Below are 24,743 nucleotides of genomic sequence, written 5' to 3' on the forward strand. Positions count from 1 at the left end.
CTCAAAATATCGATCACCGAGCGGGAGCCGGCCGTATGATCGATATATGCATCATTCTGTGCCGCTTGTCTACGACACCGCCGAACTCGGCGAACATGTGCGGCGCGCGCGCCGGGCCAGAGGCTTTCGCCAAGATGAGCTCGCTGACCGCATCGGAGTCACCCGCATGACGATCTCCCGCCTCGAGCGAGGGGAATCAGTCAGCGTCGACATCGCGATGCGCGCCCTATCGGAGTGCGGCATCGCGCTCGCGCTGGTGCCGAAGTTTTCCCGAGTGGCGGTAATCGATGGCAAGTAAGGCGATTGACGTTTGGCTGTACGACGTGCATGTCGCCAGACTGAGTGAGCCACGCCGATTCCGTCTGCGCTTGGACTTCACCGAGGAGGCGCTCGACACCTTCGGCGAGGGAAGTCGAGTGCTGTCTTTGGCATTGCCTGTCTCACGACAGCCCATCCAAGACAGGAACACCGCGTTGCCGGTGTCGGCGTTCATCGAAGGTCTTCTGCCAGAAGGCAACCTGCGCCGTCACATCGCCTCCGAGGCCGGCGTGCCAGTCGATGACACCATGGCCCTGTTGCGACAGATAGGTGCGGAATGTGCCGGCGCCGTCCAGTTTCTCGCCGACGGAGCAAAGCCCGGCGCCGGCCAAGTCCGCCGGTTGACCAAGCAAGAACTCGACAGACTTATCGCGGACCTGCCGACTTACCACCTGCCCGAGGGCGCCACACCACAGGCATCGCTGGCCGGAGTTCATGACAAGGTGCTGTTGGCCGCCCTTCCCGACGGCGCATGGGGGTGGCCGGAAGGCGGCGCGGCGTCGACACACATCATCAAGCCCGAACCACCCGGCGGCGCCGTGAGGCATCTGATTCAGACGGAAGACTGGGCGCTGCGAGCGGCGCGCCGGGCAGGCTTGCGTGCTGCGGAGTCGCGTTTAGAACGGTTCGACGAGCGCGAGGCCATTGTCGTTGTCCGCTATGACCGAAGCCCCGAAGGCCACCGCCTGCATCAGGAGGATTTCTGTCAAGCGCTAGGTCTCGATCCTCAGGCCAAGTACGAAAGCACCAGCGAGGCAACACGGTTGGGGTCGAGGCTGCGACGCGTCGCACGCGCGGCCGCCCCGAGGGCCCGGGACCCCGACGGGTTTCGTGTGGAGTTGCTGCAGGCCGTGACATTCAACGTCGTGATCGGCAACGGTGATGCTCACTCCAAAAACTATTCGCTGCTGATCGGTCGCGATGGGAGCGTGTCGTTGGCCCCGATCTACGATGCCGCTCCGGTGCTGTACCTGGATCCCGCATTCAAGGGCACAGGGCACGTAATCAACGGCAAGACGAATATCGACGACATCAATGTCGATGACCTCACTGCCGAAGCGGCATCGTGGGGCATGGGGGTGCCGCGTGCACGTGCGGCAGTACGGTCCTGCATGGAGCGGGTATACAGCTCGGTCGAGCGTGTCCCGCTTCCACCGGGAGCAGAGTCTGTCAGGCCGAACCTCGATCAATTGTGGACCCGGCGCTCATGGCCGAGTGCAGCGCTGAAATCCGCGGATTCCGGCTCCACCGTGGACGATGCCGACCAATAAAAATGGCGCGTCGGAACGCAGCCTCGTCTTTCTGCCACCGAAACAACCTGCCGGCTTTGCTCGCCGTAGCCGAAACGTGACGAAGCCTTGACCGAATTGCTAACGCGCCCTTGCGCTTCCACCTATCAGGCCAGCCCTACCATCTATTACAACTTTGTCAAATGAAAAGGAATGGGGCCATGCGGGCGGCTCTCCGGTGCGTTCTTGCGCTGATCGGGACCGCTGCGACGGTGGTTGCCGGGCCGGCCGACGTCGGCCTGGCGGCGAGCCAGTCGTATCGGTTCGCGGTCGTGTCGGTTTTACCAACGCGCGGCGCAACTGTGGGCGTAGCACACCCAGTAGTGGTGACGTTCAGCGCACCGGTTGCCGATCGGCCCGCTGCCGAGCGGGCCATTCAAGTCAGGTCGGTGCCCGCGATGAGCGGCCATTTCGAATGGCTCGACAACGAGGCGGTGCAGTGGGTACCCGACCGCTTCTGGCCGGCGCACAGCACGGTGGCGCTGTCGGTGGGCGGGCTGGCCACGGAATTCAAGACGGGCCCTGCCGTCGTCGGTATTGCCGATATCGCGGAGCACACCTTCACAGTCACCATCGACGGAGTCGGGACCGGACCACCGCCGCCACGACCCGCGCCCCACCACCGACCGCACTGGGGAGAAGAAGGGGTCCTGCTCGCTTCGATGGGTAGGCCCGAGTACTCAACGCCGGTCGGCACATACACCGTCTTGTCCAAGGAACGCTCGGTGATTATGGATTCGAGCAGCGTCGGCATCCCTGTCACCAATCCCGACGGTTACCGGATCCCGGTGGATTACGCGGTGCGGATCACCAAGCGTGGCCTATTCGTGCATTCCGCTCCGTGGGCCGTGCAATCGTTGGGCCTGGAGAATGTCAGCCACGGGTGTATCAGCCTGAGCCCCGCGGACGCGGAGTGGTACTTCAACACCGTCAACATCGGCGACCCGGTTATTGTGCAGGAATCAGGAATAGAGCGGCCACAACGGCTGGCCCCGGCAAGCTCTGCACCGAGATAGCCTGCACTGCAAGTCTTTTCGCGTGTACCGGGCTGGGCGCGAGTGCTATGCGGTTGGACCGATTTGCCTGCTGGCGATCTGATAGACGTTGCCGGTCTGGTCCCGCACCATTGCCCGGCGATCACCGTATGGGGTGTCCAGAGGCGGCTCGACGGTCACCGCACCGGCATCTAACGCCACCTTGTATGTCGCGTCGGCGTCATCGACGTACACGTATAGGAACGCTGGAAATAGCTCTCGCTGAACAGCTTCCGATACCAGGACCAGCGAGTCCCCAATGCACACCTCTGCCGGCCGATTCGCTTCGACGTTGCCCGTCGCCCCGAATACCGTACGCAGGAAGGCGACTGCACCGTTGAGGTCGTTAACCACCATCCGCGGCGTAACCGAGTGGTACCCAGGTGGAGGAACGGACGCGGCAGCCATGGAGTTAGTCTCGCACGGGCCTCTACGGACAACGCACAGGAGAACACGATGGACCGGCAGCAGATCGACGACGAACTGTCCACGCCCGGCGCGCAGGAGTTGCTCGCGTCAACCTCGGCCGCCCACCTCGCCTACACCGGCAAGGACGGGACGCCGCGGGTGATTCCGGTCGGATTCTTTTGGACTGGTAGGCAATTCGTCATCGCCACGGCCCCAACTTCTCCGAAGGTGGCGGCGCTGTCAGTTCGCCCGTCCGTCGCGCTGGCGATCGACGCCGGAGACACGCCCGACCAAGCGCGATCCCTTTCGGTACGCGGGCGGGCGAGCGTCGAGATCGTCGACGGCGTGGTCGAGGAATACCTTGCCGCCGCCAGGAAATCCATGGATGCCCAAGCAGTGGCCGAATTCGAGCGGAACGTCCGCGAAATGTATGACCAGATGGCGCGAATCGCGATCACGCCAAACTGGTTGCGCTACTACGACTTCGGCGCCGGTCGAATGCCGAAATTCCTGCAGGAGCTGGCCGAACGCAACCAAACCTGACGAAAGACTAGCTGGCCGGGGCCGACGGACCGGGCGCAACCGGTTGGCCGGGAACTGGCCCGCCTGCCGGCGCCGGACCAGTCGGGTCACCCTTGCCTGCATAGGTGCCCGACATATCGACGAGCGGTGCACCCACCGGCGCACCCCCGAGCGCAATCAGCGGAGCACCAGCCGGCACAACCGGAGCCACCGGCACCGGCGCACCCGCCGGAACCGGAGCACCAGCAGGGACCGGAGCACCCACCGGAACCGGAGCACCCACCGGAACCGGAGCACCCACCGGAACCGGCGCGCCCACCGGGGCACCGACCGGCCCGGGCAGCGCCAGCGGCACTCCGGCCATATCCGTGAGGGGGGCGCTCGCCGGGCCGCACGAACCCGCGGCTCCGGCTCCAGCGGCTCCTGCCGCGGCTGCTGCGCCACCGGCCGCGACATCGCCCGCCGTTCCCTGCATGCACGCGTAGCCACCGCCCGTTATCAGCGGCACGGCTGCCGCACCCGGACTCAACGCTATGGCGGCCCCCCACAACCCAGCGCTGGCAATGACTTTGATGCTCAATCGATCAAAGCTCATCATCACCGACTCCTTCATTCGCGCTCTGAGAGTTCCGCAGCCAAGTAATGCAGCAGAACCGCATAGCTATACCGACGTCGCGGTTAGACGACCGTCCAATTGTTAGCAGTCGCTACCGCACACGAAACGCGGCGCACCGTGCCGTTTCCAAAAGGTGACCTTCGGTCGGCAGTGTCGGTCGGGAGAGAGTGTCGCGCTACAAACTGCCGGGCGTGCCTGCCGGAACTTGCATGTTGATCCCAGGAGCCCAATTGCATGGCATCCAAGTTCTCCAGGCGATCAGGGCGCACTGTTGTTCCGGCGTCAAAGGGCTAGGCCCCGCGCATGGCACTTCGGGACTTCCGCAGGGCGGCGGTGCGGGATCAGCGTGTGCGGTCGCCGGTGTGCCTGCCACGACGGCAACGCCACCAGCCGTCAGTACCGCTGCGGCCGCGGCCGTCAGCAAAATTGGCTTCATGGTCAGTTACGGTAAGACGCCCACGGCAGCGTGTTCGGCGATTTGCCGGATACGTTCACCGGGTGACGAGCTCAGCGAATGTAAACCTCGTTGCCGGTGGGGTATCCGCCACCGGTGGTGGTGATGTGGACGTGGTCGTAGTGGCCGTACCCGGATCCTTGCGGCCCGGAAGGCGTGTAGTAGGTGCCGCGCCAGATTGCGTCTTGGATCCCGAAGCGATCGGCGTTTTGGAGCACGAAGGCGACGATCTGGTTCCCCAGTGCGATGCCCTCGTCACTGCCGGGGTTGGGAATCATCACGTCGAGCGCCAATCCGTTGGGATGCCACCGCAGCGCATCCGGTCGGACGCCGCCGATGGTTTGAATCTCGGGGAATATCGCGCTGATGGTGCGCTCCACCAAGATCGTCTTGACCTGCAGCCCGCGCTCGGGCGCCTTTCCAGGTGGCAGCACCTCCGGCGGACGCTCGTGAACCACCCGCATTCGCGATGCCGGCATCGACTCGGCGGGAACTGGCGCCCCCGACTGTGCCGACCCGTCACGTGTTGCCGCCACGATCTGCAAGCAGCACGGCGCGTCGGCCACCGACTCGGCCTCGCCGCCAGCGCCGAGCGGGCGCGCACTGCCGGCGACGGCAAAGAAGACGGCCGCCGGGCCGACGGCCGCAGCCATGACTGCCGATGACTTTCGTCGCTTCTTGGCTAACCGGTGCCTCCCCATGGTCGAACAGAATACGAGCAAATGGAGGAATAGTCACAATTGGGTAACGGCCGCGCAGTGACGCCGGCCGTATCTCGGCCGTCCGCGCAGGTCAGCGCGGGATTCCGGCGGCGGGGTTTCTCGACCGGAACGTGGGTGGCACGCTCGGAGGCATGAACGAGCAGCTGCCGCAGCCCCGCTACCTCGACGACCGGCTGACCCACTGGGCCGCCACCAAGCCCGACGACGAGGCGTTCACCTACCTCGACCGCACCTGGACCTGGCGGCAATGGAACGACCGGGTCCGGCGTCTTGCGGGCGCCCTGACCGAGATGGGCATCGAGCGCGGCGACGTCGTGGCGTTCCTCGACAAGAACCACCCAGCGTGCGTCGAGCTGACAATGGCCGCGGCATCGCTCGGCGCGGCCAACGCGATCATCAACTTCCGGCTCGCCGGCGACGAGCTCGACTACGTCATCAACGACTGCGGTGCCACGGTGCTGATCGTCGGCAGCGAGCTGAAACCGACGGTCGACAAGATCCGCGACAAGCTCGCCAACGTCGAGCACATCATCGAGGTCACGCCCAACGGCGGTGACGGCGACGAATACGAGGCGCTGCTCGCCAACGCCTCACCCGTCCAGCGCAGCGCCGACGTCGAGCCCGACGACGTGTGCATGGTGATGTACTCGTCCGGAACCACCGGCCGCCCAAAGGGAGTCGCGCTCACCCAGGCAAATGTCTTGGCGCACACCATCAACGCGCACGAGGGGTGGGACTTCGACGAGGGCGACAAGAACATGGTGTCGATGCCGCTGTTCCACGTAGGCGGCTCTTCGTACGTCCAGTTCGGAATCTACGACGGCGTGCCGAGCGTGATGACCCGCGACGTCGACGGCATGTCATTGGCCGGCGCAATCCTGCAGGGCGCCAACCGAACTTTCCTGGTGCCGGCGGTGCTGGCCAAGGTGCTGGAATCCGGCGAGGACGCCATCAAGCTGTTCGGTCAACTCAAGACGTATTGCTACGGCGCGTCGCCGATGCCGCTGCCGCTGCTGCGCGCGGCGCTAACGGCGTGGCCCAACACCGACTTCATCCAGGTGTACGGGCTGACCGAGGTCTGCGGCGTGATCAGCCACCTCATGCCCGGCGCGCACCGCGACGACAGCCATCCCGAGCGGCTGGTCAGCGCCGGCACCCTGATCCCGAACGCCGAGGTGCGAGTCGTCAACCCGGACACCCCGGTCGACGTGCCCACCGGCCAGCCCGGCGAATTGTGGTTCCGCACACCACAATTGATGAGGGGCTACTTAAACAGGCCGGACGCGACGGCCGAAGCGGTCACCGAAGACGGCTGGTTCCGCACCGGCGACATCGGCCGGGTCGACGACGACGGCTACATCTATGTCGAAGACCGGCTCAAGGACATGATCATTTCCGGCGGCGAGAACATCTACTCGATCGAGGTCGAGCGCGTGCTCGCCGAGCATCCCGCGGTGATGGAGGTCGCGGTGTTCGGTGTGCCCGACGAACGTTGGGGCGAGTCCGTGAAGGCCGTCGTCACGCTGGAAGGCGAGGCGACGGAAGCCGAACTAATCGACTGGGCGCGCGAGCGGCTGGCGCACTACAAGTGCCCCAAGAGCATCGACATCAGGGACGAGCTGCCTCGCAACCCAACTGGCAAGATCCTGAAAAAGGATCTGCGCCAGCAATATTGGCGGGGCCGCGAGCGGGCAACCGTTTAGAAGACGCGTATCCAGTCGATGAGCATCTCCGCGGGGTAGCTTCCGCCCGCTGGGTCGCCGCCGCCCGAACCACCAACCGCGAGATTGAACACGGGAAACATCGTGTAGTCGGGGTCGTTGAACGGCCACTTGCGGATGGGGTCGTTGAGATCTTCGATGCCGGTGGCCGGAACGCTGAAGTATGGCTCCGCCCCGTCGACGTAGTCTTCCCAGAAGTAAAACCCGGTCTGATTCCAGGTGACCCGCCAGTTGTGCCAGTTGCCGTCCACCCCGATCGGCTGGGTCTCGAAAGCGGTGCCGAACGGATCCGCGTGGACGGTGGTTCCGGCAGGCCACGTCCCGTTGCCATACCACTCGACGAGGTCGACTTCGCCTTCGCGGCCGGGAAAGTCGTTGGACAACCAGAAGGCGGGCCAGCAGCCGGCGGTGAGGCAGTTGAGCTTAATCCGGGCCTCCCACGTCGTCCCGATCCCTCCCCGCCAATTGCCGCTGACGAGACCGCCGAAATAGGTGTCGCCGTCATGTGTGGCGCGTAGGACCAGGTTGGATTTGCCGTCGAGGAACACGTTTTGCCGACTATCCCGGTACTGGTACCAGAATTCGGGTCGATCGAAGCCCACCGGGTTCTTGATCGGGGTCCGGTAGTTCGACACCGCCCAGTTCCCACCGGGGGCGGAACCGGCCGGGCCGTCGAACTCGTCACGGAAAATAAAGCCGCCAGTGGTGGCACCGGGTGCGGGCGCGGCAGGCGCGGGTCGTGACGGGTAGGCCTGCGCCTTCGGGAGAGGCGTTGCGGCTGCCACGGCGCCGATCCCGAGCATCAACATCACGTTGCGACGATTCATCCCTGCACCACCCATCGATCGAGTACATACCCGCGGGAACAACTCTCAAACGGTGCTATGAAACCATGCGACGGCCGGGCTGCGCATCCGAATCCGCCGCGCGCCGCGGCTGATGTCATCGAAGTGCGGTTACGACGTCTGGTCGGAATCGTCCAAGACGCTAACGGCGATGCCGTACGGCAGGAACCGAACCCGGCGAGCGGGGTCGGTGTTGTTCTTATTCGCGCGCAACGCATCCAGTTCGGTCGCATAGACCTCTTCGACGCGCGCGCCGCCGTTGGCGTCGACGGTGTAGATCGCCCACACGCCGTCGCCCGCCTCCCCGGCGGTTTCCGGTCGGGGTCGCGCCCGTCGCGTGAACTCGTCGATGAACCCGGCCCATCCGGCCCGCTCGTTCGTCAGCAATCTGCCAAACGCATCGCGTAGCCCCTCTGTCGCTTCGCGAAGCACTCGTTCGAAGTCTTCCGGATCGAATCCGAACGGACCGTTCTCACCCATGGCAGTCGCTCCTAGGGCCCCGGCGGCGGCGCCGGCGGCGGTGGTGGGTTGATCGGGATCGGCACCGTGACGAACGGCAGGTGCAGATACATCGTCATCGGCGGCATCTGCGGCGCGGGTGGAGCCGGTGGTGGCGCAGCCGGGGGCGGTGGCGGCGGCGCAGCCGGCGGTGGCGCTTCTTGCGGTGCAGGCGGCGGCACGTAAGCAGGCGCCTGCCGTGGCGGTGCCTGACGCACCGGAGCCGGGTTCGCCACCCGCTGCGGCGCCTGACGCACCACCGGCGCCGGTTCGGTGATGGTTTCGGGGGCCGGCGCGGGCGGGGGTGGCGGCTGCGGCGCGGCCGACGGAGGCGGCGGCGCCGGTGGCGGCGGGGCGGCCGGCGGGGATGGCGCGGCCGCGGCAGGCGGCGGGGACGGCGGCGCCTGCTTTGTGGGCACGGCGACGTTTCCGTTCGCACTGGGCGGCTGCTGCCCGACCGTCGGGCGGACATCGGCGGCCAGCGAAACTACCAGCGCCACAACGCCGATCACCAGAAGCGCGGCTACTCCGCTACCGATCACCAGCAGCGGCCGGTGCGGCCGGCTGTCCACGTCGACGTCGTCCGGCACAGCGCTGTAGGCGAGGGCGCCGGTGCCGACGACGGCGTCGGCGGACACGTCGAGGTAGGCCGGCGCCAGCACGTCCCGGTTCACTTCGCCGGTTCCCGGGTCCAGCGCGTAGGCCAGCGCGGCGGTCGACGATGCGAACAACGGGGCGTTGGCCGACGCCAGCGCCGCGCCGTGAGCCAGCGCCATGTCGGGCTCCTCGGCCACGCTGACCGGGATCGGTGCCGCCACTTCCAAGTGATGCTTGATCGGGAAGATATCGACGCCGCAGCCGACGATGAACAGCCCGTCCGGGCGTGCCTCCAGGCCGTCCAGGCGCTCGACCATCGTGGCCAGATCGGCGGCCGCCTGCCCGGTATACGGCGCGCACGTCACCTCCTGGCGGTGCAGGTTGACGATCGAACCGTCGGACGTGTCCACCACAGCCAGCGTGACGCTTTCCGCCTCGACGAACAGCAATGCGGTGTACTCGTAGCCCAGCGCGTGGCCGACCGTCTGAGCCAGCGCAGCCGCGGCGAGCAGCGGGGACACCAGCATGACGTTTCGCAGGTCACGGGTGGACAGCGCGTCGCGCAACACGCCGACTTCGCTGGGATCGGTCCAGGTCACCCCTGTCGACATCAACCGGTAGCCGCCTTCGGCGGCGCCTTCCCGGGTGCCGAGGATGGCAGCTATCACCTGCTCGGGTCCACTGGACGGCCCTGAGCCGCCGACCTCGAAGCATTCTTGCTCGACGACGACACCGTCGGCGTCTTCGCCTTCGACGAGCACCATGCGGACCGCCGTTGGTGCCATCGACACACCAAGAACGATGTCCACTACTCCTCCAAAATCCTTTGCTGACCACGGTCTGGGCGGAGGAGTACACCGCGCGGGCCGCCCATTACTTCGTTCGCCGCTGCCGTGCGCGGCGTTACCTCGCGGCTAGCTGGACGGCGTCAGCTCCGCCGAACCGGGCAATTCCACCCTACTCGGGGTTATCCGCCGGGGTTCAAGAACGGATTCTGCGGAGCCGGGGCCTGGTTCTGCGGGACCTGAACCGGTATCGGGACCGGAACCAGCGGGATGGTCAGGTATTCCGTGGTCATCGGCACGGTGGTCGTGGTGGTCGTTGTGGTCGACGACGGGGGCGGCGTAGTCGTGGTGGTGGTCGTCGTCGTGGTGGTTGTGGTGGTCGTCGTGGGCTGCGGCGTGGTGGTGCTCGGCGGCGGCCGGTACGTCGTGGTCACCGGCGGCGGAGGAGGCGGCGGCGCCTCGGTGCTGGGCGGCGGAGGTGCGACGCTGGGCGTCGGTGCCGCGCTGGGCGGCGGGGGCGGCACGGGACTCGGCGACGGCGGCTGAGAGCTCGGCGGTGGCGGAGGCACGGCGGTGCGGCTGGTCGGCGCGGGCGGCGCCTGGTGGCCGGTGGTGCTGGTCAAGGAGTACGCCACTCCGCCGATCGCGAACATAGCGACCAGCGCGCCCAGCCCAAGCAGCAACTGCGGCAGGCGACCTCGTCGCCGCGGCCGCTCGTCGTCGGCCCGGAACCTTGGCAAGTACTGAGAGGGTGGGGCGCTCCCGTCGTCGTACGGGTCGCCGGTGTAAAACAGCGGTTCGTCGCCGGAGTCGTCGGCCTCCGACCAGGCCAGTTCCGCCTTCGGAAGTGTCGACGACGGCGCCTCGTCGAAAAACGCTCCGTCGATGGGAATTCCAAAGGAACCGGTGCCGAATCCGCCGGTCGGTGCATCGAATGTGCCGGTGTTCGCGGCAAAGCTGCCGGTCGCCGCGCTCGCCGCTGCGGCCATCGCGGTCGCCGGCTCGGCCTGGTCCTCGAGTTCCTCGGCCGGCCCGCGTGAAGCAAGCATCTCCGCGCCAACCGCCATGGCCAGCGCGGGCTTCACCGCAGTCACCACCGACAATTTGGCGTGCGATGAAAGACGTTGGGCCACAAGCGGAATACTGGCTCCACCGCCGGCCATCGCAACTGCAGCCAGATCCGCGCGGTCGACCTTGTTGCGGGACAGCGCCTCGTCGAATGCGAAGAACACACCGTTGAGTCGATTCTCGATCAGCGTCTCCAGCTGGGCTCTGCTCACCTGAATAGTGGCGCGACGTCCGGGGAGTTGGGCGTCCACCGCGGTCACCGTCTCGGTGGACAACCGCTCTTTGGCTTTGCGGCACTCGTCTCGCAGCTGGTCGAGTTGGCCCACCGCCGCGGTGTTCTCGGGATCGGCCTGACCTGTGTGGCCCATGGCATCCAGGACGTGAACCAGCAGTGCATCATCAACGTGCGTGCCGGAAAACTCTGAGTAGCGCAACGTTTCACCGATGGGCGCAAAGCCGGAGCCGGCGTCGGCCAAGGTGATGTTGGTGCCGCCGCCGCCGAAATCAAGCAGGCCGACCACACCGCGCGCGGGCAGGCGTGCACCAGAATTCAACGCGGTCAAGGCGGTGACGGCGTCGGAAACGAGGCGGGGAGCTATACCGCTTCGGACAAAGCCGGGGTGCGTGCGCAACGCGTCGCGCAGCGCCTGCACGGCTTGCGGTTCCCAGTGTGCGGGAACGGCGATCGCGATCTCCGATGTCGAGGCGTCGGCTCCGGCCGCCGAGATCATCGCGTCCAGCGCCTCGACCAGCAAGAGCGCCGGGTCGTGCGTCGACCCGGCGACAGATACCACCGCGTCCGAGTGACCAATCCGCTCAACAAAGTCGCTGACCACCGCGCCGATCTCGGCATCGGGGCTGTGCATGGGTACGCCGAGTTGCGGTGCGCGGTCAGGAAATAGGGTCAACGTTGAGCGGCGCGTCACGGGTGGAGTCCCGTTACGCACCGCGACTAGGTTTGTGGTCCCGATCGATAACCCCAACGGGTCGTACATAAAGCGATTACCTTGCGTCGTTAGCGGTCGGCGGCCAGCGTTCACCATAGCCGCGATCGGGGCCCATCGAGGCTAGCCGCATCGCGGTTGGTATCCGGTCGATGCGGTTGTGTCACCTAAGCGATATGAAAGCCGACGGCGCGTTGACTCTGCCGTCACCACAGCAAAGTTCGAGTAGCGACCATGGTGGTCGCAGAATGAACTCAGACGACGGTGAGCGGCAGCGACCGTCGTGGCTGGAATCGGAACGTCGACCCGGCGCTGACCTTGGCTATCGAGACCTCGGGCAATTCCTTTGCCGCAGCGGTGGACTCGGCGAATTCGGCTGTCCAGTCGGTGCTCGTCCCGCTGGCCCGTACTTCGACGTGCGCGTCTACCGCCGTGGCGACGGCCTGCAGTGGCTGCACGGATTCCGGCGAGCACAACGAGATCCAGGCGCCGTCGTCGTGCGCAGGTGAGCGGTGAACCACAACCCGGTCCGTCACCTCTGCCTCGACATAGCCAACGGGATTGAGCAGCGGATGCAGTTCCAATACCCGCAAGACACCCTCGACGCCGCCGGGCAGCGACAGTGCCCGGTGAATGCGCTCCGCACCCAACCCCGCCACGCCGATCAACTGGCGAGTGCCCACGGAGGTGGCCACGTCGGAGCTGGCCCGCGCCCGCACCGCGACGGCGAACGACAGATACAGCAGGTGCATCTGCAGGCAGACTTCGTCAGCCATGCGCACCAGTGCCGAATGCGAGAAGGCGCCGAAGTCGAGGTCCGAGACCAGGGGACCCGAGTAGTCGGCCTGGCCCTCCTCGGACCGGTCGATGGCGTCGAGTTCCCATGTTGCAGCCCGTGTTTGGCCCACAACCCGAAGAGCCGGAATCCCCTGCGCGGGCGGGTACGACTCGTCGATGATCACCGTCCACGCGCAGTGCGGATGCCGATCCGACGGCACCCGCGGCGGCCTGTGGATCGGACGCATCTGAGCGCGCGGATTGGTGGCCACCGCGGTCGCGTCGAACGTCGGGTCCTCGATGGTGTGGCACATGCCGAAGACGTAGTCGTCGCCCATGGGCTCCACGTCGAGCAGTGCGCCGCAGTGGTCGAGACGGAATTCGCCGTGCCAGCGGTCGTGAACGGTGTAGCGGAAGTCCATGAACTGCGGCGGCGCGCCGATGTCGAGTTGCAGGCCCTTGAAAATGGTGGGCACGTCGTCGCCCTCGTAGTTCAGCGCCCGCTGCATACGTTTGGTGTAGATCGGGCTGGCGCCGGCCCACTCCTCGATGGCGATCTGCAGCATCTCCTCGCGGCCGAATTCCTGGATGCACCATGCCATTCCGGAGCGGTCGATCATGTGCCCGATGAGAAGCAGCTCGGGGACCAAGGCGGCAAGCTGCTCGCGGGACAGCCGCGCATAGCGGGATCTGCTCACCAGCACAAAAATAGTCGGCACTATGTTATAAAGTCAACAATGTCCATAGCCCCTACCAGACGCACCGCCGCACCCCGCAAACGCGGCGACGACACCCGCGCGAAGATCATCGACGAAACGGTGCGCTGCATCGTCGAGGAGGGCTTTCAGGCAGCCACCGCCAAGCACGTCGCCGAGCGCGGCGGCGTGACGTGGGGCGTCATCCAGTACCACTTCGGCGACCGCAACGGCCTGCTGATGGCCGTCGTCGACGACGGCGTGGCCAAACTGATCGAGTCGCTGTCGTCGGCGGAGGTGGCCGACCTGCCGCTGCGGGAGCGCATCGAGGTTGTCGTCGACACCGCCTGGAGCTGCTATGCCAGCCCCACCTCGATGGCCGCGTTCGAGATCCTGCGGGCCACCCGCTGGAGTTCCCGGCGGCATCTGGTTGAGATGAACGACGCCATCGCCCAGCTCGGCAAGCTGGTCACCGACGATCCCGCCAATGACGGTGTGGCCGAAGTGATTTGGGCCGCGCTGCGTGGTGTGGTGCTGGCGCAGATGATCGTGGGCGTGCCGGTCGACTGGCAGCGGGAGCGTCGCGCGCTGATCGACATGGTGTGCCACTACCTGCAGCGCTGACTCCTCAACGGCCGGTCAACGCGTCGAGCGTGAATTCCATTTCCGCCGGCTCGTGCACATGGACGCGGTCTCCGTCGAGCGCCGCGACCGGTCGATACACATCGCCGTCGACGCGGTACGTGAGGAACCGTTCGCCAGACGGCGCCTCGAGGTCGACGATCCAGTAGTGCTCGATGCCCGCCTTCGCGTACTCGTGCAGCTTCATCACGTGATCCATTCCGCGCGAGCCCGGCGAGACGATCTCGACGACGAGCACCACGTCGGCTGCTGCGACCCGGACGGTACGCCCCTCGAACGCGCGATCTCGAATTACCACGATGTCAGGGTCACGCACGCTCGGCGGGAACGATGCGCTCGTCGTCACCTCGATCTCGGGAAGTACTTGCACCCCATCCGGTAGGTGATCATCGAGAAGGCGGGTCAGCCTTTTCGAAATGCGCTGATGCATAAGCGCCGGGCGCGGCGACATGATGAGGGTCCCCTCACTGAGCTCCCACCGCCGCGTGTGGGCGACCTCCAGTGCATCCCACTGCTCGAGGCTCAGCAAACCACGTGGCAGATCATCTGCCAGCTCAGACACCGCATACCCCCTCCCGATCGGAGCTCGAATAGTTGCAGATTACGCCGTAGCGGCGATTAAGTCGGAGTCCGGCGGACGCCACCGACATCTCGCCGCTGTGCTCCAATGTCGTGATGAGCCCCCACGACGACATTGCAGCGATCAAACAGGTCAAGTACCGCTATCTGCGCGCCCTGGATACCAAGCACTGGGACGACTTCGCCGACACCCTCACCGAGGACGTGCAGGGCGACTACGGGTCGTCGGTCGGTGAAGAGTTGCACTTCACCAACCGCAAGGACCTGGTCGACTACATGCGTTCGGCGTTGGGCCCGAACGTCATCACCGAGCACCGGGTCACCCATCCGGAGATCACCGTGAGCGGCGACGAGGCGTCGGGCGTCTGGTATCTGCAGGACCGCGTCATCGTCGCCGAGTTCGACTTCATGCTGATCGGCGCGGCGTTCTACCGCGACCGTTATCGGCGCACCGCCGACGGCTGGCGGATCGCCGCGACGGGATACGACCGTACCTACGAGGCGACAATGTCGTTGGCGGGCCTGGACTTCAAGGTGAAACCCGGTCGCGCGCTGGCGTAAAGCGCCGCGAGTGTGAACCAGGCGACGCGACACGCCGAAAACCCGTCGTAGGCTTCACAATCGGGGGCTAAGCACCCTTCGCGATGGCGATCAGTGCACCGGGTCGCAGCCAGCGGATGATCTGCACCAGCGTGTCGTCGTCGATCGCCACGCAGCCCGCGGTCGGTCCGCCGTCGGTGGTGTGGAAGAAAAACGCGGCGCCGTCGCCCGGGACGCGGGCCTTGTTGACGCCCATCACCACCGCGTGCTTGTACTGCGGGATTTCGAGATTCTCGCTGGCGTTCGTGTCGAACGGGCACTGCGCCTTCTGGCAGACCTGCATGGTGTTGAACGTCGGGCTGTGATCGTCGCCGTTCCACCAATGGTTGGGCCCGACCTGCGTGTACGGTAGTCCCCCACCGGGATTCGGCGCGGTGCCGAACGCGGAATCCAGCGAATAGACACCCATGGGTGTGGCCGGGTAGCCGCTTTTGGCCTTGGGCGCCAACCCCGCCGAGCCGATGTGGGTTGGAATCCCGGCTCCGATCGGCTGCCAGCCCGCGGCAGTGCGCTGGTAGACGTCCATCTTGGCGTTCGAACCGCCAACTCCCACAACGGAAACCACCTGGCTGGCATTGCCGACGGACGGCGCGAACCACGGCGCACCGACCGCGGCGCCCGGGGGCGCGCCGGCCACCATCACACAGGTCGCGCACAGCGCAGCGCACAGCGAGCCCAGCAGTCGGCGCATCGTTTCATCGTCAAGGCCGAACAATCGCAGCGTCAAGTAAAGGTTTAGCCTCGATCCGGTCACTGCGCGGGCGCGACACAGCCGCCGCGTCCCGCCGATCGCAGGTTCGGTCTATATGATCGGCAACCGATGTCCTGCACCGACAGGACCATTCGTTGCCAAAACCGCACGGCCACATGAAAGAACTGGATGACGTCTGACGCAGGCAACACGACCCGGCTCGCCGTGGCGAACGGACCGGGCGAGCTGCCGTTGACCGTCTGGCTGGGTTCGGCGATGTACACCTTCCCCGCCGAACGCGACGTCATCGTCGGCCGCGGTCGCGACTGCGACATCTGTCTGCACGACGGCAACCCGGCCGACCTGACGTTGATTTCGCGCGTTCACGCGATTCTGCGCTTCGACGACGGCCGGTGGGTCGTCGTCGACAAAAGCCAGAACGGCGTTTACCTCGACGGCGTGCGCGTGCCGCTGGTCAGCATCCGCGACGGCCAGCGCGTCACGCTCGGCAGCCCGCGCGGCCCGCAGCTGACATTCCGCGTCGCCGCGTCCGCGGCACCGCCCGAACCCCGCAACCCGCGCACGCTACGCAGCATCCCCACGCCGACACGCCCTCCACTGCGACGCAGCGGCCCCCAAACCCGGCCCAGCGAACCGGCTTTCAGGGAACGCACCATGCGGCTGCGGCGAGCGCCGCGGCCCGGGTCTGCGCCGGCAGGCTCGGCGACCATCGGCCGCGCCAAGACCAACAACATCGTCGTCAACGACGCGTTGGCATCCCGGGTGCACGCGGTCCTGGTGTCCACCGCGGCCAGCCTCGAGATCCGCGACAATCACAGCAGCAACGGCACATTCGTCAATGGCACCCCGATCACCTGCACCCTGCTGCGCGACGGCGACGTCGTCACCGTTGGCAACACCGACCTGGTGGTGTCTGGCCACACCTTGCTGCCGCGAACCGCACCGGCGCGCAGCAGCGGCCTGACCACCCAGGGACTGGCGCTGACCATCGACGGTCACCCACTGTTGACCGACGTGTCGTTCACCGCGCGGCCCGGCACGCTGACCGCGGTGATCGGGCCGTCGGGCGCGGGCAAATCCACCCTGGTCAAGCTGATCGGCGGCACCACAACGCCCACCGCCGGCGTGGTCACCTTCGACGGGCACGACGTGCACGCCGAGTATGCGTCGATGCGCTCCCGGATCGGCATGGTCCCCCAGGACGACGTGGTGCACCGCCAACTCACCCTCGAACAGGCGCTGGGATATGCGGCCGAACTGCGGCTGCCGCCGGACACCTCAGCCGACGACCGTCGGCAGGTGGTCAAGCGCGTTCTCGACGAGCTCGACCTCACCCCACACCGAAAGACCCGTGTTGACAAGCTTTCCGGCGGCCAGCGCAAGCGCGCGTCGGTGGCGATGGAACTGCTGACCGGCCCGTCGCTGCTCATCCTCGACGAGCCGACCTCGGGGCTGGACCCGGCGCTGGACCGCCAGGTGATGACGATGCTGCGCCGCCTGGCCGACGCCGGCCGGGTGGTCATCGTGGTCACCCACTCGCTGACCTACGTCAACATGTGCGACCAGATCCTGCTCCTGGCTCCCGGCGGCAAGACTGCGTTCGCCGACCCGCCCGCCGAAATCGGGCCGGCGATGGGCAGCACCGACTGGGCCGACATCTTCGCCCGGGTCAGCACCGACCCCGACGGCGTGCACCAGGCCTTCCTGGCACGACATCCGCCCGCCCCGCGACGACGGCCGACGACCGCCGCGGCACCGCTGGGCACTCCGCCGCGCACCCGCCGGCGGCGTCAGGTTTTCACGTTGGCACGTCGCCAGATGCGGCTCATCGCCGCCGACCGCGGCTACTTCGCGTTCCTTGCGGTGCTGCCGTTCGTGTTGGGCGTGCTGTCGCTGGCGGTGCCGGGCAATACCGGATTCCATCTCGCCGGGCCGGATTCGGACGAACCCAACTCGATCCTGATCCTGCTCAACATCGCCGCGGTGTTCATGGGGACCGCGCTGACGATTCGCGACCTGGTCGGGGAACGGCTGATCTTTCAGCGCGAGCGGGCAGTGGGGTTGTCGGCGACGGCGTACCTGACCGCCAAGGTCGTCGTGTTCAGCGCCGCGGCAGTGCTGCAGACTGCGATCCTCACCGCGATCATGGCCGCCGGCAAAGGCATGCCGACCCGCGGCGCGGTGCTGTTGGGCCACGGCCCAGTGCACGCGGTCACCGAGCTGTATGTGACGCTGGCGCTGATGGCGATCGTCTCGGCGATGGTGGGCCTGGCGCTGTCGTCGCTGGCCCGCTCCACCGAGCAGGTGCTGCCGATGCTGGTGGTGGCGATCATGGTGTCGATGGTGATGGCGGGCGGGCTGATCCCGGTGACCGGCCGGATGGGCCTGGACCAGGCGTCGTGGCTGTTGCCGGCGCGGTGGGGTTTCGCCGCCTCGGCGTCGACGGTCGAGCTGCGGGCGATCGAGCCGATGGTGCCCGCCGACCGGTTGTGGTCGCATTCGCCGCACTACTGGGTGCTCGACGTCGGAATGCTGACGCTGTTGGGAGTCGTCGCCACCCTGTTCGTGCGGTTCCGGCTGCGGCTGCGTGTGCACAGCGCCAAAAGCTGAATAGCGCTTTCGCGCCGCGCCGATACCATCGGCCCATGTCGGACTTCCCGCCCGGCCGGTATTCGCAGATCCTGGTCGGTCACGTGTGGCCATCCGGCGCGAACCTGGCACTCCTGGTGAATGCGTCGGCCGAATGCGGCACCGTCGCGGCGGCCTATCATGATCTGCGAGACCGGCTGTGCCAGGCCCGCTTTGGGCCACTGGCCGACCAGGTCGGCGTGACCGCCGACGACGTGCACGACGCATTCCGCCGCGGCGAGGACCATGCCCACAGCATCGCGGAGAAGAACGAGATCAAAAGGGCGGCCTTCGATTCCGCACACGACGCGGTGCGCGAACTGCGCGCGGAGCTCACCGCTATCGCTGAGGACGGCGACAGCCGGATCCGGCACATCGAGGGCGGTAGAGACTCTGAGGCGGCCAAGCTCGACGGGTTCGTCGACGTGGTGATGGACTGTCAGAGCCGGGCCGGCGGCAAGGCCGCGAGGTACGGCCAGGACATTCTCGACGCGATCCAAAAGGTGCTCGCCGCCGAGGGCATCGACCAATCCGCCCGCCAGTTCGCCGCGCAGCATGGGATCGAGGCCGTGTTCACCCGGCCCGCCGTGAGCCGTGACCGGCTGGCCGCACTCTTGCACAAGCCGGCATGAGTCCCGAATTCCAAGCCGTCCCAACCGGTTACGCCACCGCTGCCGCGGCCAATACGCCGCCGCCACCGATCCCCCCGACCAGCATTCCCGACCCCGGCTCGATCGTCGACAACCTACTGGCGACGTTGGGCACCGCGGCCAACCTCGGTGTCCCGTCCGACTTCACCGACGCGCAAGCCGGACAGGCCGAGCGGGCCGCCAAAGCCGCCGACGCCGAGGCCAAATTCCCCGCCAACGAACAAGACTCGGCCGCGCAGCTGGCTGCGTTACCGCAGCTGGCGTCCGGTCTGGCGGGCGCCGTCGCCGGCGCGCTCGGCGGCGCACTGCAACCGCTGGCCCAAGCCCCGCAACAGGTCGCCCAAGCCGGGCAACAGGCGATGCAGATGGGCATGAGCGGCCTGCAGAGTGATGCCACGGCGGACAGCGATATCGCACCCGACGAAACGTACGAAGTCTCGGACGAACTACCCAGTGGCAGTGCGGGTTTCGGCAGCGGCGGAGTCGACGCCACCGTACCGACGGCCATGCTCGGGCCGCCACCGGCCCCGTCGGCCGCTACGGTCCCGGCGTCGTCGCCGACCGTGCCCGTGGCGCCGGTCCCGCCCGAGCCCTCGACCGCCAGAAGCGGGGCGGGCGCCGTGCCGATGATGCCCCCGGCCGCCATGCCCGCTGCGCGCGGTACGGCCGACACCCCCAAGCCCGACACCAAACGTGTCGTCGTTGGGTCGGTGCGCAACGGTGCACCGGTACAAGGACGAATCGCCGCTCCGCTGCCCGAGGTGACCAAGCGAGTAGCGGGCAAACCCATTACCAGCGGGCGCGAGCACTAGCACCGCCACCGTGGTCATACTGGGCGCATGGCGGTCATTGTCCGAAGGCTGTTCGGTATCGGCAAGCTGCCCGCCGACGTGCGCGCACAGGTCGAAGCCGAAGGCCTGCTCTACCTCGCCGACTATGTCGCGGTCACCCGGCGGTTCAGCGGCGCCATCCCAGGCCTGCGTTCGGCGCACAGCGTCGCAAGCTATGTCGGCTCACTGGTGTTGACCTCGCAGCGGGTGCTGGCCACCCTGTCGTCGCTGCCGAAGCTGGCCGGTCCCACCGTCGACGTGCGGTGGGACGCGCCGCAAACGGGCCCGGCGACGGCGCAACTCGCGTCGACGGGCCTAGAGGTCGAACTCGACGTCGGGCGGGTCGACCCCGCGTTCCACGGGCATCTGTCGCTGCACTACAAGACCGCCATCCCCGGCGACGTGCTCACCGGATTGCCACGCCAATCGCTGGCTTTCGACATGCCGCCGGAATACATCTTCCGCGCGGTCGGCGTCACCTACCGGCCGTAACGCAGGTCCGGCCAGGGCGGGCGCCGCAGCACGGCCAAACTGCCGATCACCGCCGCGAGCAGGCCGGTGATCACCCCGATCAACGCGATTCGGTTGGCGTCGACGGCCGCCACCCACGAAGCCTTCTCCCCGTGGACGACGAACACGCCCAGCGGTGTCGCGGCGGAACCGCGGACCTTGGCCACCGGGATGACGGTGGCGCCCTCGGCGGTCCGGTATGGCTCGCCGTAGACGCGCCGGCTGGCACCATTCGTCGGCAATTGATCGAGCGATTCAGGAAACTTCATGGCCAGACTCCTTCTTCCGTGAGATTTCGGCCTGCTGAGCCACGCTCTCGGCGCGCACCAGCAACGCCGCAGACGGCACCACTTTTCCGGTCAGATAGGTCGACATGCGCGACGCCGAAGTCCCCAGCCGCCGCGCGAATTGAGCCGCGGTGAGTCCCGACCGTTGGACAAGGAGCTGCAGTCGGCGCGTAACTTCCTCGCGGGCCCTGGCGTCAATGTCATGTCGCGCCTGCGTGAGGGTTCGCCGTAGTGTCGCCACGACACCAACATCCTCCGCGAGATCCAGCGCCTCCTCCAGATCGTTGGCAGCCGGCCCCCAGGGGTCAGCACGCACCGCGCCTGCGATGCGCCGCCAATGCAGCAACGAGCCGCGGTCGATTGCCGCGAGCATTCCCTCGACACCCCACCGTTCGACAGGATCATTCGGGCTGACATTCAGGTTGCGGAATCGGAGAGTGCGCATTGGGCCTGAGCTATCCCACCATGGCGTCGGCGACGGCTTGGCATTGCCGAACGACCGCGTTCCACGATCGCCATTCAGGCGCCAGATCCTTGTACTGACCAAGCCTGGTCGTGGTTCGCGAATCACGCGGTCGCGGTTGACCGAGTTGGCGCAACACTTGTTCGGCTACCGAGGTTGCACCTTGAACGCCCTCGTCGTAGTAGGCGTCGATGTCGGCCAAAGTATCGGCAGCCCATTGCGTTCCGAAACGGTGCGCAAGTGCGGCCACATCGAGATAATCACGAGTCTGGTTCCGCTTGACCAACAAATAGCCCTTTATCCGCAGAGTCTCCTCCGGGGTGGGCGCGACGAGAGTGCCACCCCCTGGGATCTCGACGACCTGTTTCTCCAGCGGCCGCCGACGAATAAGCTGCCGAATTCCCACCTCGATGTCGCCCAGCGCGCCGAGCAATAACTTGCCGGGCACTGCACGATTGAGCACCCACTCAGGGTCGGCCTCGAGCGCCCCTAGAACAGCGTCGAACCGGCCGGCGAGATCAGCCAACACATGGTCGTGGTCGTCCGATCCGCCGACCAAAACGGCGTCCGGCACAAGTTTCCGCAAACGCGCCGCCGAACGCAGCACGTCGTCGAAGTCGGCTCGACTCATAAGTCCTCGGTTATCAGATACGATAATACCCGAATGGCGGGCCATCCACCGAGTTGCAGCAACGGTTTCTACGATGGCCCCTGTGAATGATCACGCATTCAGCCCGCTCGAGCGGCAAACTGTCTACCGCGTGATCTGCGAGCGGCGCGACATGCGCCGGTTCGTGCCGGGTAGCACCGTCGCCGACGACGTACTGGCGCGGCTGCTGCAGGCCGCGCACGCCGCGCCCAGCGTCGGGCTGATGCAGCCGTGGCGGTTCATCCGGATCACCGACGACTCGCTGCGACGACGCATCCACGCCCTGGTCGACGAGGAGCGGCTGATCACCGCGCACGCGCTGGGCCGGCGCGCCCAGGAATTTCTGGCGCTGAAGGTCGAGGGCATTCTGGACTGCGCCGAGCTGCTGGTGGTGGCTCTGCGCGACGGCCGGGAAGCCCACGTCTTCGGGCGGCGCACCCTGCCGCAGATGGATCTGGCGTCGGTGTCGTGTGCAATCCAAAACCTTTGGCTGGCAGCGCGATCCGAAGGTCTCGGGATGGGCTGGGTGTCGCTGTTCGATCCGCAGCGGCTGGCGGCTCTGCTGTCCATGCCGGCCGACGCCGAACCGGTGGCCATACTGTGCTTGGGGCCGGTACCCGATTTTCCCGACCGGCCGGCGCTGGAATTGGACGGCTGGGCGTTTGCCCGGCCGCTGGCCGAGTTCGTGTCCGAGAACAGCTGGGGAGGTGGCGGCGATCAGCGATAGTGACGAAACGCCCGACAACGTATTGGTCGTGCATTGGCACGACCTTGGTCGTTATCTGGGCGTCTACGGCCACACCGATGTCTCGAGCCCCCGGCTGGACCGGCTGGCCGACGAGGGCATCCTGTTCACCAGGGCACATGCCACCGCGCCGCTGTGTTCGCCGTCGCGCGGATCGCTGTTCACCGGCCGCTACCCGCAGAGCAACGGGCTGGTCGGCCTGGCCCATCACGGCTGGGAGTACCGCTCCGGCGTGCGCACCCTGCCGGACATTCTCTCCGAATCCGGTTGGTACTCAGTGCTTTTCGGCATGCAGCACGAGACGTCATATCCGTCTCGGCTGGGTTTCGACGAATTCGACGTCTCGAACTCCTACTGCGAGTACGTGGTGGAGCGGACCGAGCAGTGGCTGCATGATCGTGCCGGGAGGCGACCGTTTTTCTTGACGGCCGGATTCTTCGAAACACACCGGCCCTATCCGCGAGATCGTTACGAACCGGCCGACGCGACCGCCGTCGCGCTGCCCGACTATCTGCCGGACACCGGCGAAGTCCGCCAGGACATGGCCGACTTCTACGGCTCCATCAAAACCGCCGACGCCGCTGTCGGTCGGATACTGGACACACTGGCCGCCACCGGCCTGGACGCCAACACCTGGGTGGTGTTTTTCACCGACCACGGCCCGGCGTTCCCCCGCGCGAAATCCACGCTGTACGACGCCGGCACGGGCATTGCCATGATCATCCGTCCGCCCACCCGAATGCGGCTGGCGCCAAGGGTTTACGACGAGATGTTTTCCGGTGTGGACCTGGTGCCCACTCTGCTGGGTCTGCTGGGCGTCGACGAGCCGGACGACATCGAAGGCATCTCCCATGCCCGGGCGCTGCTGACGGCCGGCGACACCACCCCGGTCCGCGAACACGTCTACACCGCCAAGACCTATCACGACTCGTTCGATCCGATACGGGCAATTCGCACAAAGGAATACAGCTACATCGAGAACTACGCGCATCGCCCGCTGCTGGATCTGCCGTGGGATATCGAGGAAAGCCCATCCGGGCATGCCGTGGCGCCGTTGGTGACCGCGCCGCGGCCGGGACGCGAACTCTACGACCTTCGCGCAGACCCCACCGAGACCAACAACCTGCTGGGCAGCGACGACACCGGCCACGCCGATGCGATCGCCGCCGATCTGGCTGTGCTGCTGCATGAGTGGCGTCAGCAGACGGGCGACGTCATCCCGTCGGACTTCGCCGGCAGCCGAATTGCGGCGCGCTACACCGAAACCTACCTTCGCATCCATGCGAAGGTGCCGACCAGCCGGTCGGCGATCGCCGCCGATCGCGGTATCGAAGACGAGGTCAAGAAGTGAAGTCTTGCGTCCCGACGTCGTATCTGGTGCTGGCCTCGCAGCGCAGTGGGAGCACGCTGCTGGTGGAATCGTTGCGCGCGACCGGATGTGCCGGCGAGCCGCAGGAGTTCTTCCAGTACCTGCCCAGCACCGGGATGGCCCCGCAGCCGCGGGAATGGTTCGCCGGAGTCGAGGACCCCACGATTCTACGGCTGCTCGATCCGCTGGAGCCGGGCACACCGGACACCGCGTCGGCGGTGGCCTGGCGTGAGCACATCCGCAGCTCGGGCCGCACACCCAACGGTGTCTGGGGCGGCAAGCTGATGTGGAACCAGACGTCGCTGCTGCAGGAGCGGGCGGCGGGGCTGCCCGACCGCAGCGGTGAGGGCCTGCGCGCGGCGATCCGTGACGTCATCGGCAGCGACCCGGTTTTCGTGCACGTGTACCGGCCGGACGTGGTCTCGCAGGCGGTGTCGTTCTGGCGGGCGGTGCAGACCCGGGTGTGGCGGGGACGTCCTGACCCGGAACGGGATTCGCGGGCGGTCTACCACGCGGGCGCGATCGCCCACATCGTCACGATCCTGCGGGAGCAGGAGAACGGCTGGCGCAACTGGTTCGCCGAGGAGCAGATCGACCCGATCGACGTCGCCTACCCGGTGCTGTGGCGCAACCTGACCTCGATCGTGGCCACGGTGCTCGAGGCGCTCGGGCTCGATCCGCGCCTGGCGCCCGCGCCGGTCCTGGAACGCCAGGCCGACCAGCGCTCCGACGAGTGGGTGGACCGCTACCGCGCCGAGGCGGAGGAACTGGGCCTGCCGCAGTAGC

Annotated in this window: 27 protein-coding genes; 14 read left to right on the top strand and 13 right to left on the bottom strand. The window is 66.8% G+C overall.

Annotated elements, in window-relative coordinates; translation table 11 throughout:
* The first annotated feature begins 46 nt into the window (after positions 1 to 46).
* From G6N47_RS05740 to G6N47_RS05750, 3 genes are all read left to right on the top strand, one after another.
* Positions 47 to 298, top strand: coding sequence for a helix-turn-helix domain-containing protein (locus tag G6N47_RS05740; RefSeq protein ID WP_083134777.1), 252 nt, complete (start codon positions 47 to 49; stop codon positions 296 to 298).
* Positions 288 to 1,589, top strand: a complete 1,302-nt coding sequence (locus G6N47_RS05745) for a type II toxin-antitoxin system HipA family toxin (protein WP_083134778.1) — start codon at positions 288 to 290, stop codon at positions 1,587 to 1,589. Before G6N47_RS05740 ends, G6N47_RS05745 begins: the two co-directional genes overlap by 11 nt.
* Before the next feature lie 179 nt (positions 1,590 to 1,768).
* Positions 1,769 to 2,623 carry a L,D-transpeptidase gene (locus G6N47_RS05750; RefSeq protein ID WP_083134779.1) on the top strand — a complete coding sequence of 285 codons (855 nt, stop codon included), beginning with the start codon at positions 1,769 to 1,771 and terminating at the stop codon, positions 2,621 to 2,623.
* A gap of 45 nt (positions 2,624 to 2,668) precedes the next feature.
* Here G6N47_RS05750 and G6N47_RS05755 read toward each other — a convergent pair whose 3' ends face one another.
* A complete protein-coding gene (locus tag G6N47_RS05755; protein ID WP_232080133.1) occupies positions 2,669 to 3,049 on the bottom strand; it encodes a VOC family protein in 381 nt (126 codons plus the stop codon).
* 48 nt (positions 3,050 to 3,097) lie between these two features.
* On the opposite strand from G6N47_RS05755, the gene G6N47_RS05760 reads away from it, so the two are divergent.
* The gene (locus G6N47_RS05760; protein ID WP_083134781.1) at positions 3,098 to 3,592 is read left to right on the top strand and encodes a pyridoxamine 5'-phosphate oxidase family protein; all 495 of its coding nucleotides are present in this window, start codon (positions 3,098 to 3,100) and stop codon (positions 3,590 to 3,592) included.
* Positions 3,593 to 3,599: 7 nt separating this feature from the next.
* On the opposite strand, the gene G6N47_RS29280 is transcribed toward G6N47_RS05760, so the two are convergent.
* Both G6N47_RS29280 and G6N47_RS05770 read right to left on the bottom strand, forming a co-directional pair.
* The gene (locus tag G6N47_RS29280; RefSeq protein ID WP_083134789.1) at positions 3,600 to 4,169 is read right to left on the bottom strand and encodes a hypothetical protein; all 570 of its coding nucleotides are present in this window, start codon (positions 4,167 to 4,169) and stop codon (positions 3,600 to 3,602) included.
* A gap of 525 nt (positions 4,170 to 4,694) precedes the next feature.
* A complete protein-coding gene (locus G6N47_RS05770) occupies positions 4,695 to 5,342 on the bottom strand; it encodes a hypothetical protein (protein ID WP_083134783.1) in 648 nt (215 codons plus the stop codon).
* 152 nt (positions 5,343 to 5,494) lie between these two features.
* On the opposite strand from G6N47_RS05770, the gene G6N47_RS05775 reads away from it, so the two are divergent.
* A complete protein-coding gene (locus G6N47_RS05775; protein WP_083134784.1) occupies positions 5,495 to 7,066 on the top strand; it encodes a long-chain-fatty-acid--CoA ligase in 1,572 nt (523 codons plus the stop codon).
* Here the strand turns inward: G6N47_RS05775 and G6N47_RS05780 are convergent.
* From G6N47_RS05780 to G6N47_RS05800, 5 genes are all read right to left on the bottom strand, one after another.
* Entirely contained in the window at positions 7,063 to 7,911 is an 849-nt protein-coding gene (locus tag G6N47_RS05780) for a glycoside hydrolase family 16 protein (RefSeq protein ID WP_179966366.1), read from the bottom strand. The two genes, G6N47_RS05775 and G6N47_RS05780, sit on opposite strands and share 4 nt — an antisense overlap.
* Positions 7,912 to 8,040: 129 nt before the next feature.
* Positions 8,041 to 8,409, bottom strand: coding sequence for a hypothetical protein (locus G6N47_RS05785; RefSeq protein WP_083134786.1), 369 nt, complete (start codon positions 8,407 to 8,409; stop codon positions 8,041 to 8,043).
* An 11-nt stretch (positions 8,410 to 8,420) separates the two neighbouring features.
* Complete coding sequence (locus G6N47_RS05790; RefSeq protein WP_163659560.1) at positions 8,421 to 9,833, bottom strand: DUF7159 family protein; 1,413 nt, start codon at positions 9,831 to 9,833, stop codon at positions 8,421 to 8,423.
* Between the two features lie 158 nt (positions 9,834 to 9,991).
* The gene (locus tag G6N47_RS05795; RefSeq protein WP_083131811.1) at positions 9,992 to 11,872 is read right to left on the bottom strand and encodes an Hsp70 family protein; all 1,881 of its coding nucleotides are present in this window, start codon (positions 11,870 to 11,872) and stop codon (positions 9,992 to 9,994) included.
* A gap of 203 nt (positions 11,873 to 12,075) precedes the next feature.
* Positions 12,076 to 13,296, bottom strand: coding sequence for a hypothetical protein (locus G6N47_RS05800; protein WP_083131838.1), 1,221 nt, complete (start codon positions 13,294 to 13,296; stop codon positions 12,076 to 12,078).
* Positions 13,297 to 13,335: 39 nt separating this feature from the next.
* On the opposite strand from G6N47_RS05800, the gene G6N47_RS05805 reads away from it, so the two are divergent.
* Positions 13,336 to 13,917: a TetR/AcrR family transcriptional regulator gene (locus tag G6N47_RS05805; RefSeq protein WP_083131810.1), complete on the top strand. Its 582-nt coding sequence runs from the start codon at positions 13,336 to 13,338 to the stop codon at positions 13,915 to 13,917.
* Positions 13,918 to 13,921: 4 nt separating this feature from the next.
* On the opposite strand, the gene G6N47_RS05810 is transcribed toward G6N47_RS05805, so the two are convergent.
* Positions 13,922 to 14,497, bottom strand: a complete 576-nt coding sequence (locus tag G6N47_RS05810) for a Uma2 family endonuclease (RefSeq protein ID WP_083131809.1) — start codon at positions 14,495 to 14,497, stop codon at positions 13,922 to 13,924.
* Between the two features lie 95 nt (positions 14,498 to 14,592).
* On the opposite strand from G6N47_RS05810, the gene G6N47_RS05815 reads away from it, so the two are divergent.
* Entirely contained in the window at positions 14,593 to 15,075 is a 483-nt protein-coding gene (locus G6N47_RS05815; RefSeq protein WP_139799485.1) for a nuclear transport factor 2 family protein, read from the top strand.
* 67 nt (positions 15,076 to 15,142) lie between these two features.
* Here G6N47_RS05815 and G6N47_RS05820 read toward each other — a convergent pair whose 3' ends face one another.
* Positions 15,143 to 15,805: a L,D-transpeptidase family protein gene (locus G6N47_RS05820; RefSeq protein WP_083131837.1), complete on the bottom strand. Its 663-nt coding sequence runs from the start codon at positions 15,803 to 15,805 to the stop codon at positions 15,143 to 15,145.
* A 276-nt stretch (positions 15,806 to 16,081) separates the two neighbouring features.
* Here G6N47_RS05820 and G6N47_RS05825 point away from each other — a divergent pair, with 276 nt between their 5' ends.
* Genes G6N47_RS05825 through G6N47_RS05840 form a run of 4 tightly spaced genes read left to right on the top strand, consistent with a single transcriptional unit; the run spans position 16,082 to position 20,426 of the window.
* Positions 16,082 to 18,436 carry an ATP-binding cassette domain-containing protein gene (locus G6N47_RS05825; RefSeq protein WP_083131836.1) on the top strand — a complete coding sequence of 785 codons (2,355 nt, stop codon included), beginning with the start codon at positions 16,082 to 16,084 and terminating at the stop codon, positions 18,434 to 18,436.
* A 35-nt stretch (positions 18,437 to 18,471) separates the two neighbouring features.
* Positions 18,472 to 19,086 (top strand): hypothetical protein, encoded by a 615-nt coding sequence (locus G6N47_RS05830; protein ID WP_083131807.1) that lies wholly within the window; start codon positions 18,472 to 18,474, stop codon positions 19,084 to 19,086.
* Positions 19,083 to 19,916, top strand: a complete 834-nt coding sequence (locus G6N47_RS05835) for a hypothetical protein (protein WP_163659562.1) — start codon at positions 19,083 to 19,085, stop codon at positions 19,914 to 19,916. Before G6N47_RS05830 ends, G6N47_RS05835 begins: the two co-directional genes overlap by 4 nt.
* A 27-nt stretch (positions 19,917 to 19,943) precedes the next feature.
* Complete coding sequence (locus tag G6N47_RS05840) at positions 19,944 to 20,426, top strand: hypothetical protein (protein ID WP_083131806.1); 483 nt, start codon at positions 19,944 to 19,946, stop codon at positions 20,424 to 20,426.
* On the opposite strand, the gene G6N47_RS05845 is transcribed toward G6N47_RS05840, so the two are convergent.
* The 3 genes from G6N47_RS05845 to G6N47_RS05855 form a co-directional block, all read right to left on the bottom strand.
* The gene (locus G6N47_RS05845; protein WP_083131805.1) at positions 20,414 to 20,713 is read right to left on the bottom strand and encodes a hypothetical protein; all 300 of its coding nucleotides are present in this window, start codon (positions 20,711 to 20,713) and stop codon (positions 20,414 to 20,416) included. The genes G6N47_RS05840 and G6N47_RS05845 overlap by 13 nt on opposite strands.
* A complete protein-coding gene (locus G6N47_RS05850; RefSeq protein WP_197945471.1) occupies positions 20,700 to 21,104 on the bottom strand; it encodes a helix-turn-helix domain-containing protein in 405 nt (134 codons plus the stop codon). Before G6N47_RS05850 ends, G6N47_RS05845 begins: the two co-directional genes overlap by 14 nt.
* 82 nt (positions 21,105 to 21,186) lie before the next feature.
* Positions 21,187 to 21,870: a hypothetical protein gene (locus G6N47_RS05855; RefSeq protein WP_232080135.1), complete on the bottom strand. Its 684-nt coding sequence runs from the start codon at positions 21,868 to 21,870 to the stop codon at positions 21,187 to 21,189.
* A gap of 28 nt (positions 21,871 to 21,898) precedes the next feature.
* Between G6N47_RS05855 and bluB the strand changes: the two genes are divergently transcribed.
* The 3 genes from bluB to stf0 are packed head-to-tail and all read left to right on the top strand — an operon-like array spanning position 21,899 to position 24,742.
* Positions 21,899 to 22,570 carry a 5,6-dimethylbenzimidazole synthase gene (gene bluB / locus G6N47_RS05860; RefSeq protein WP_083131802.1) on the top strand — a complete coding sequence of 224 codons (672 nt, stop codon included), beginning with the start codon at positions 21,899 to 21,901 and terminating at the stop codon, positions 22,568 to 22,570.
* A complete protein-coding gene (locus G6N47_RS05865; protein WP_139799491.1) occupies positions 22,560 to 23,939 on the top strand; it encodes a sulfatase family protein in 1,380 nt (459 codons plus the stop codon). Before bluB ends, G6N47_RS05865 begins: the two co-directional genes overlap by 11 nt.
* Positions 23,936 to 24,742 carry a trehalose 2-sulfotransferase gene (gene stf0, locus G6N47_RS05870; protein WP_083131800.1) on the top strand — a complete coding sequence of 269 codons (807 nt, stop codon included), beginning with the start codon at positions 23,936 to 23,938 and terminating at the stop codon, positions 24,740 to 24,742. Before G6N47_RS05865 ends, stf0 begins: the two co-directional genes overlap by 4 nt.
* Position 24,743: the final 1 nt, after the last annotated feature.

Source organism: Mycobacterium branderi (genome assembly GCF_010728725.1).
GTDB classification, from domain to species: domain Bacteria; phylum Actinomycetota; class Actinomycetes; order Mycobacteriales; family Mycobacteriaceae; genus Mycobacterium; species Mycobacterium branderi.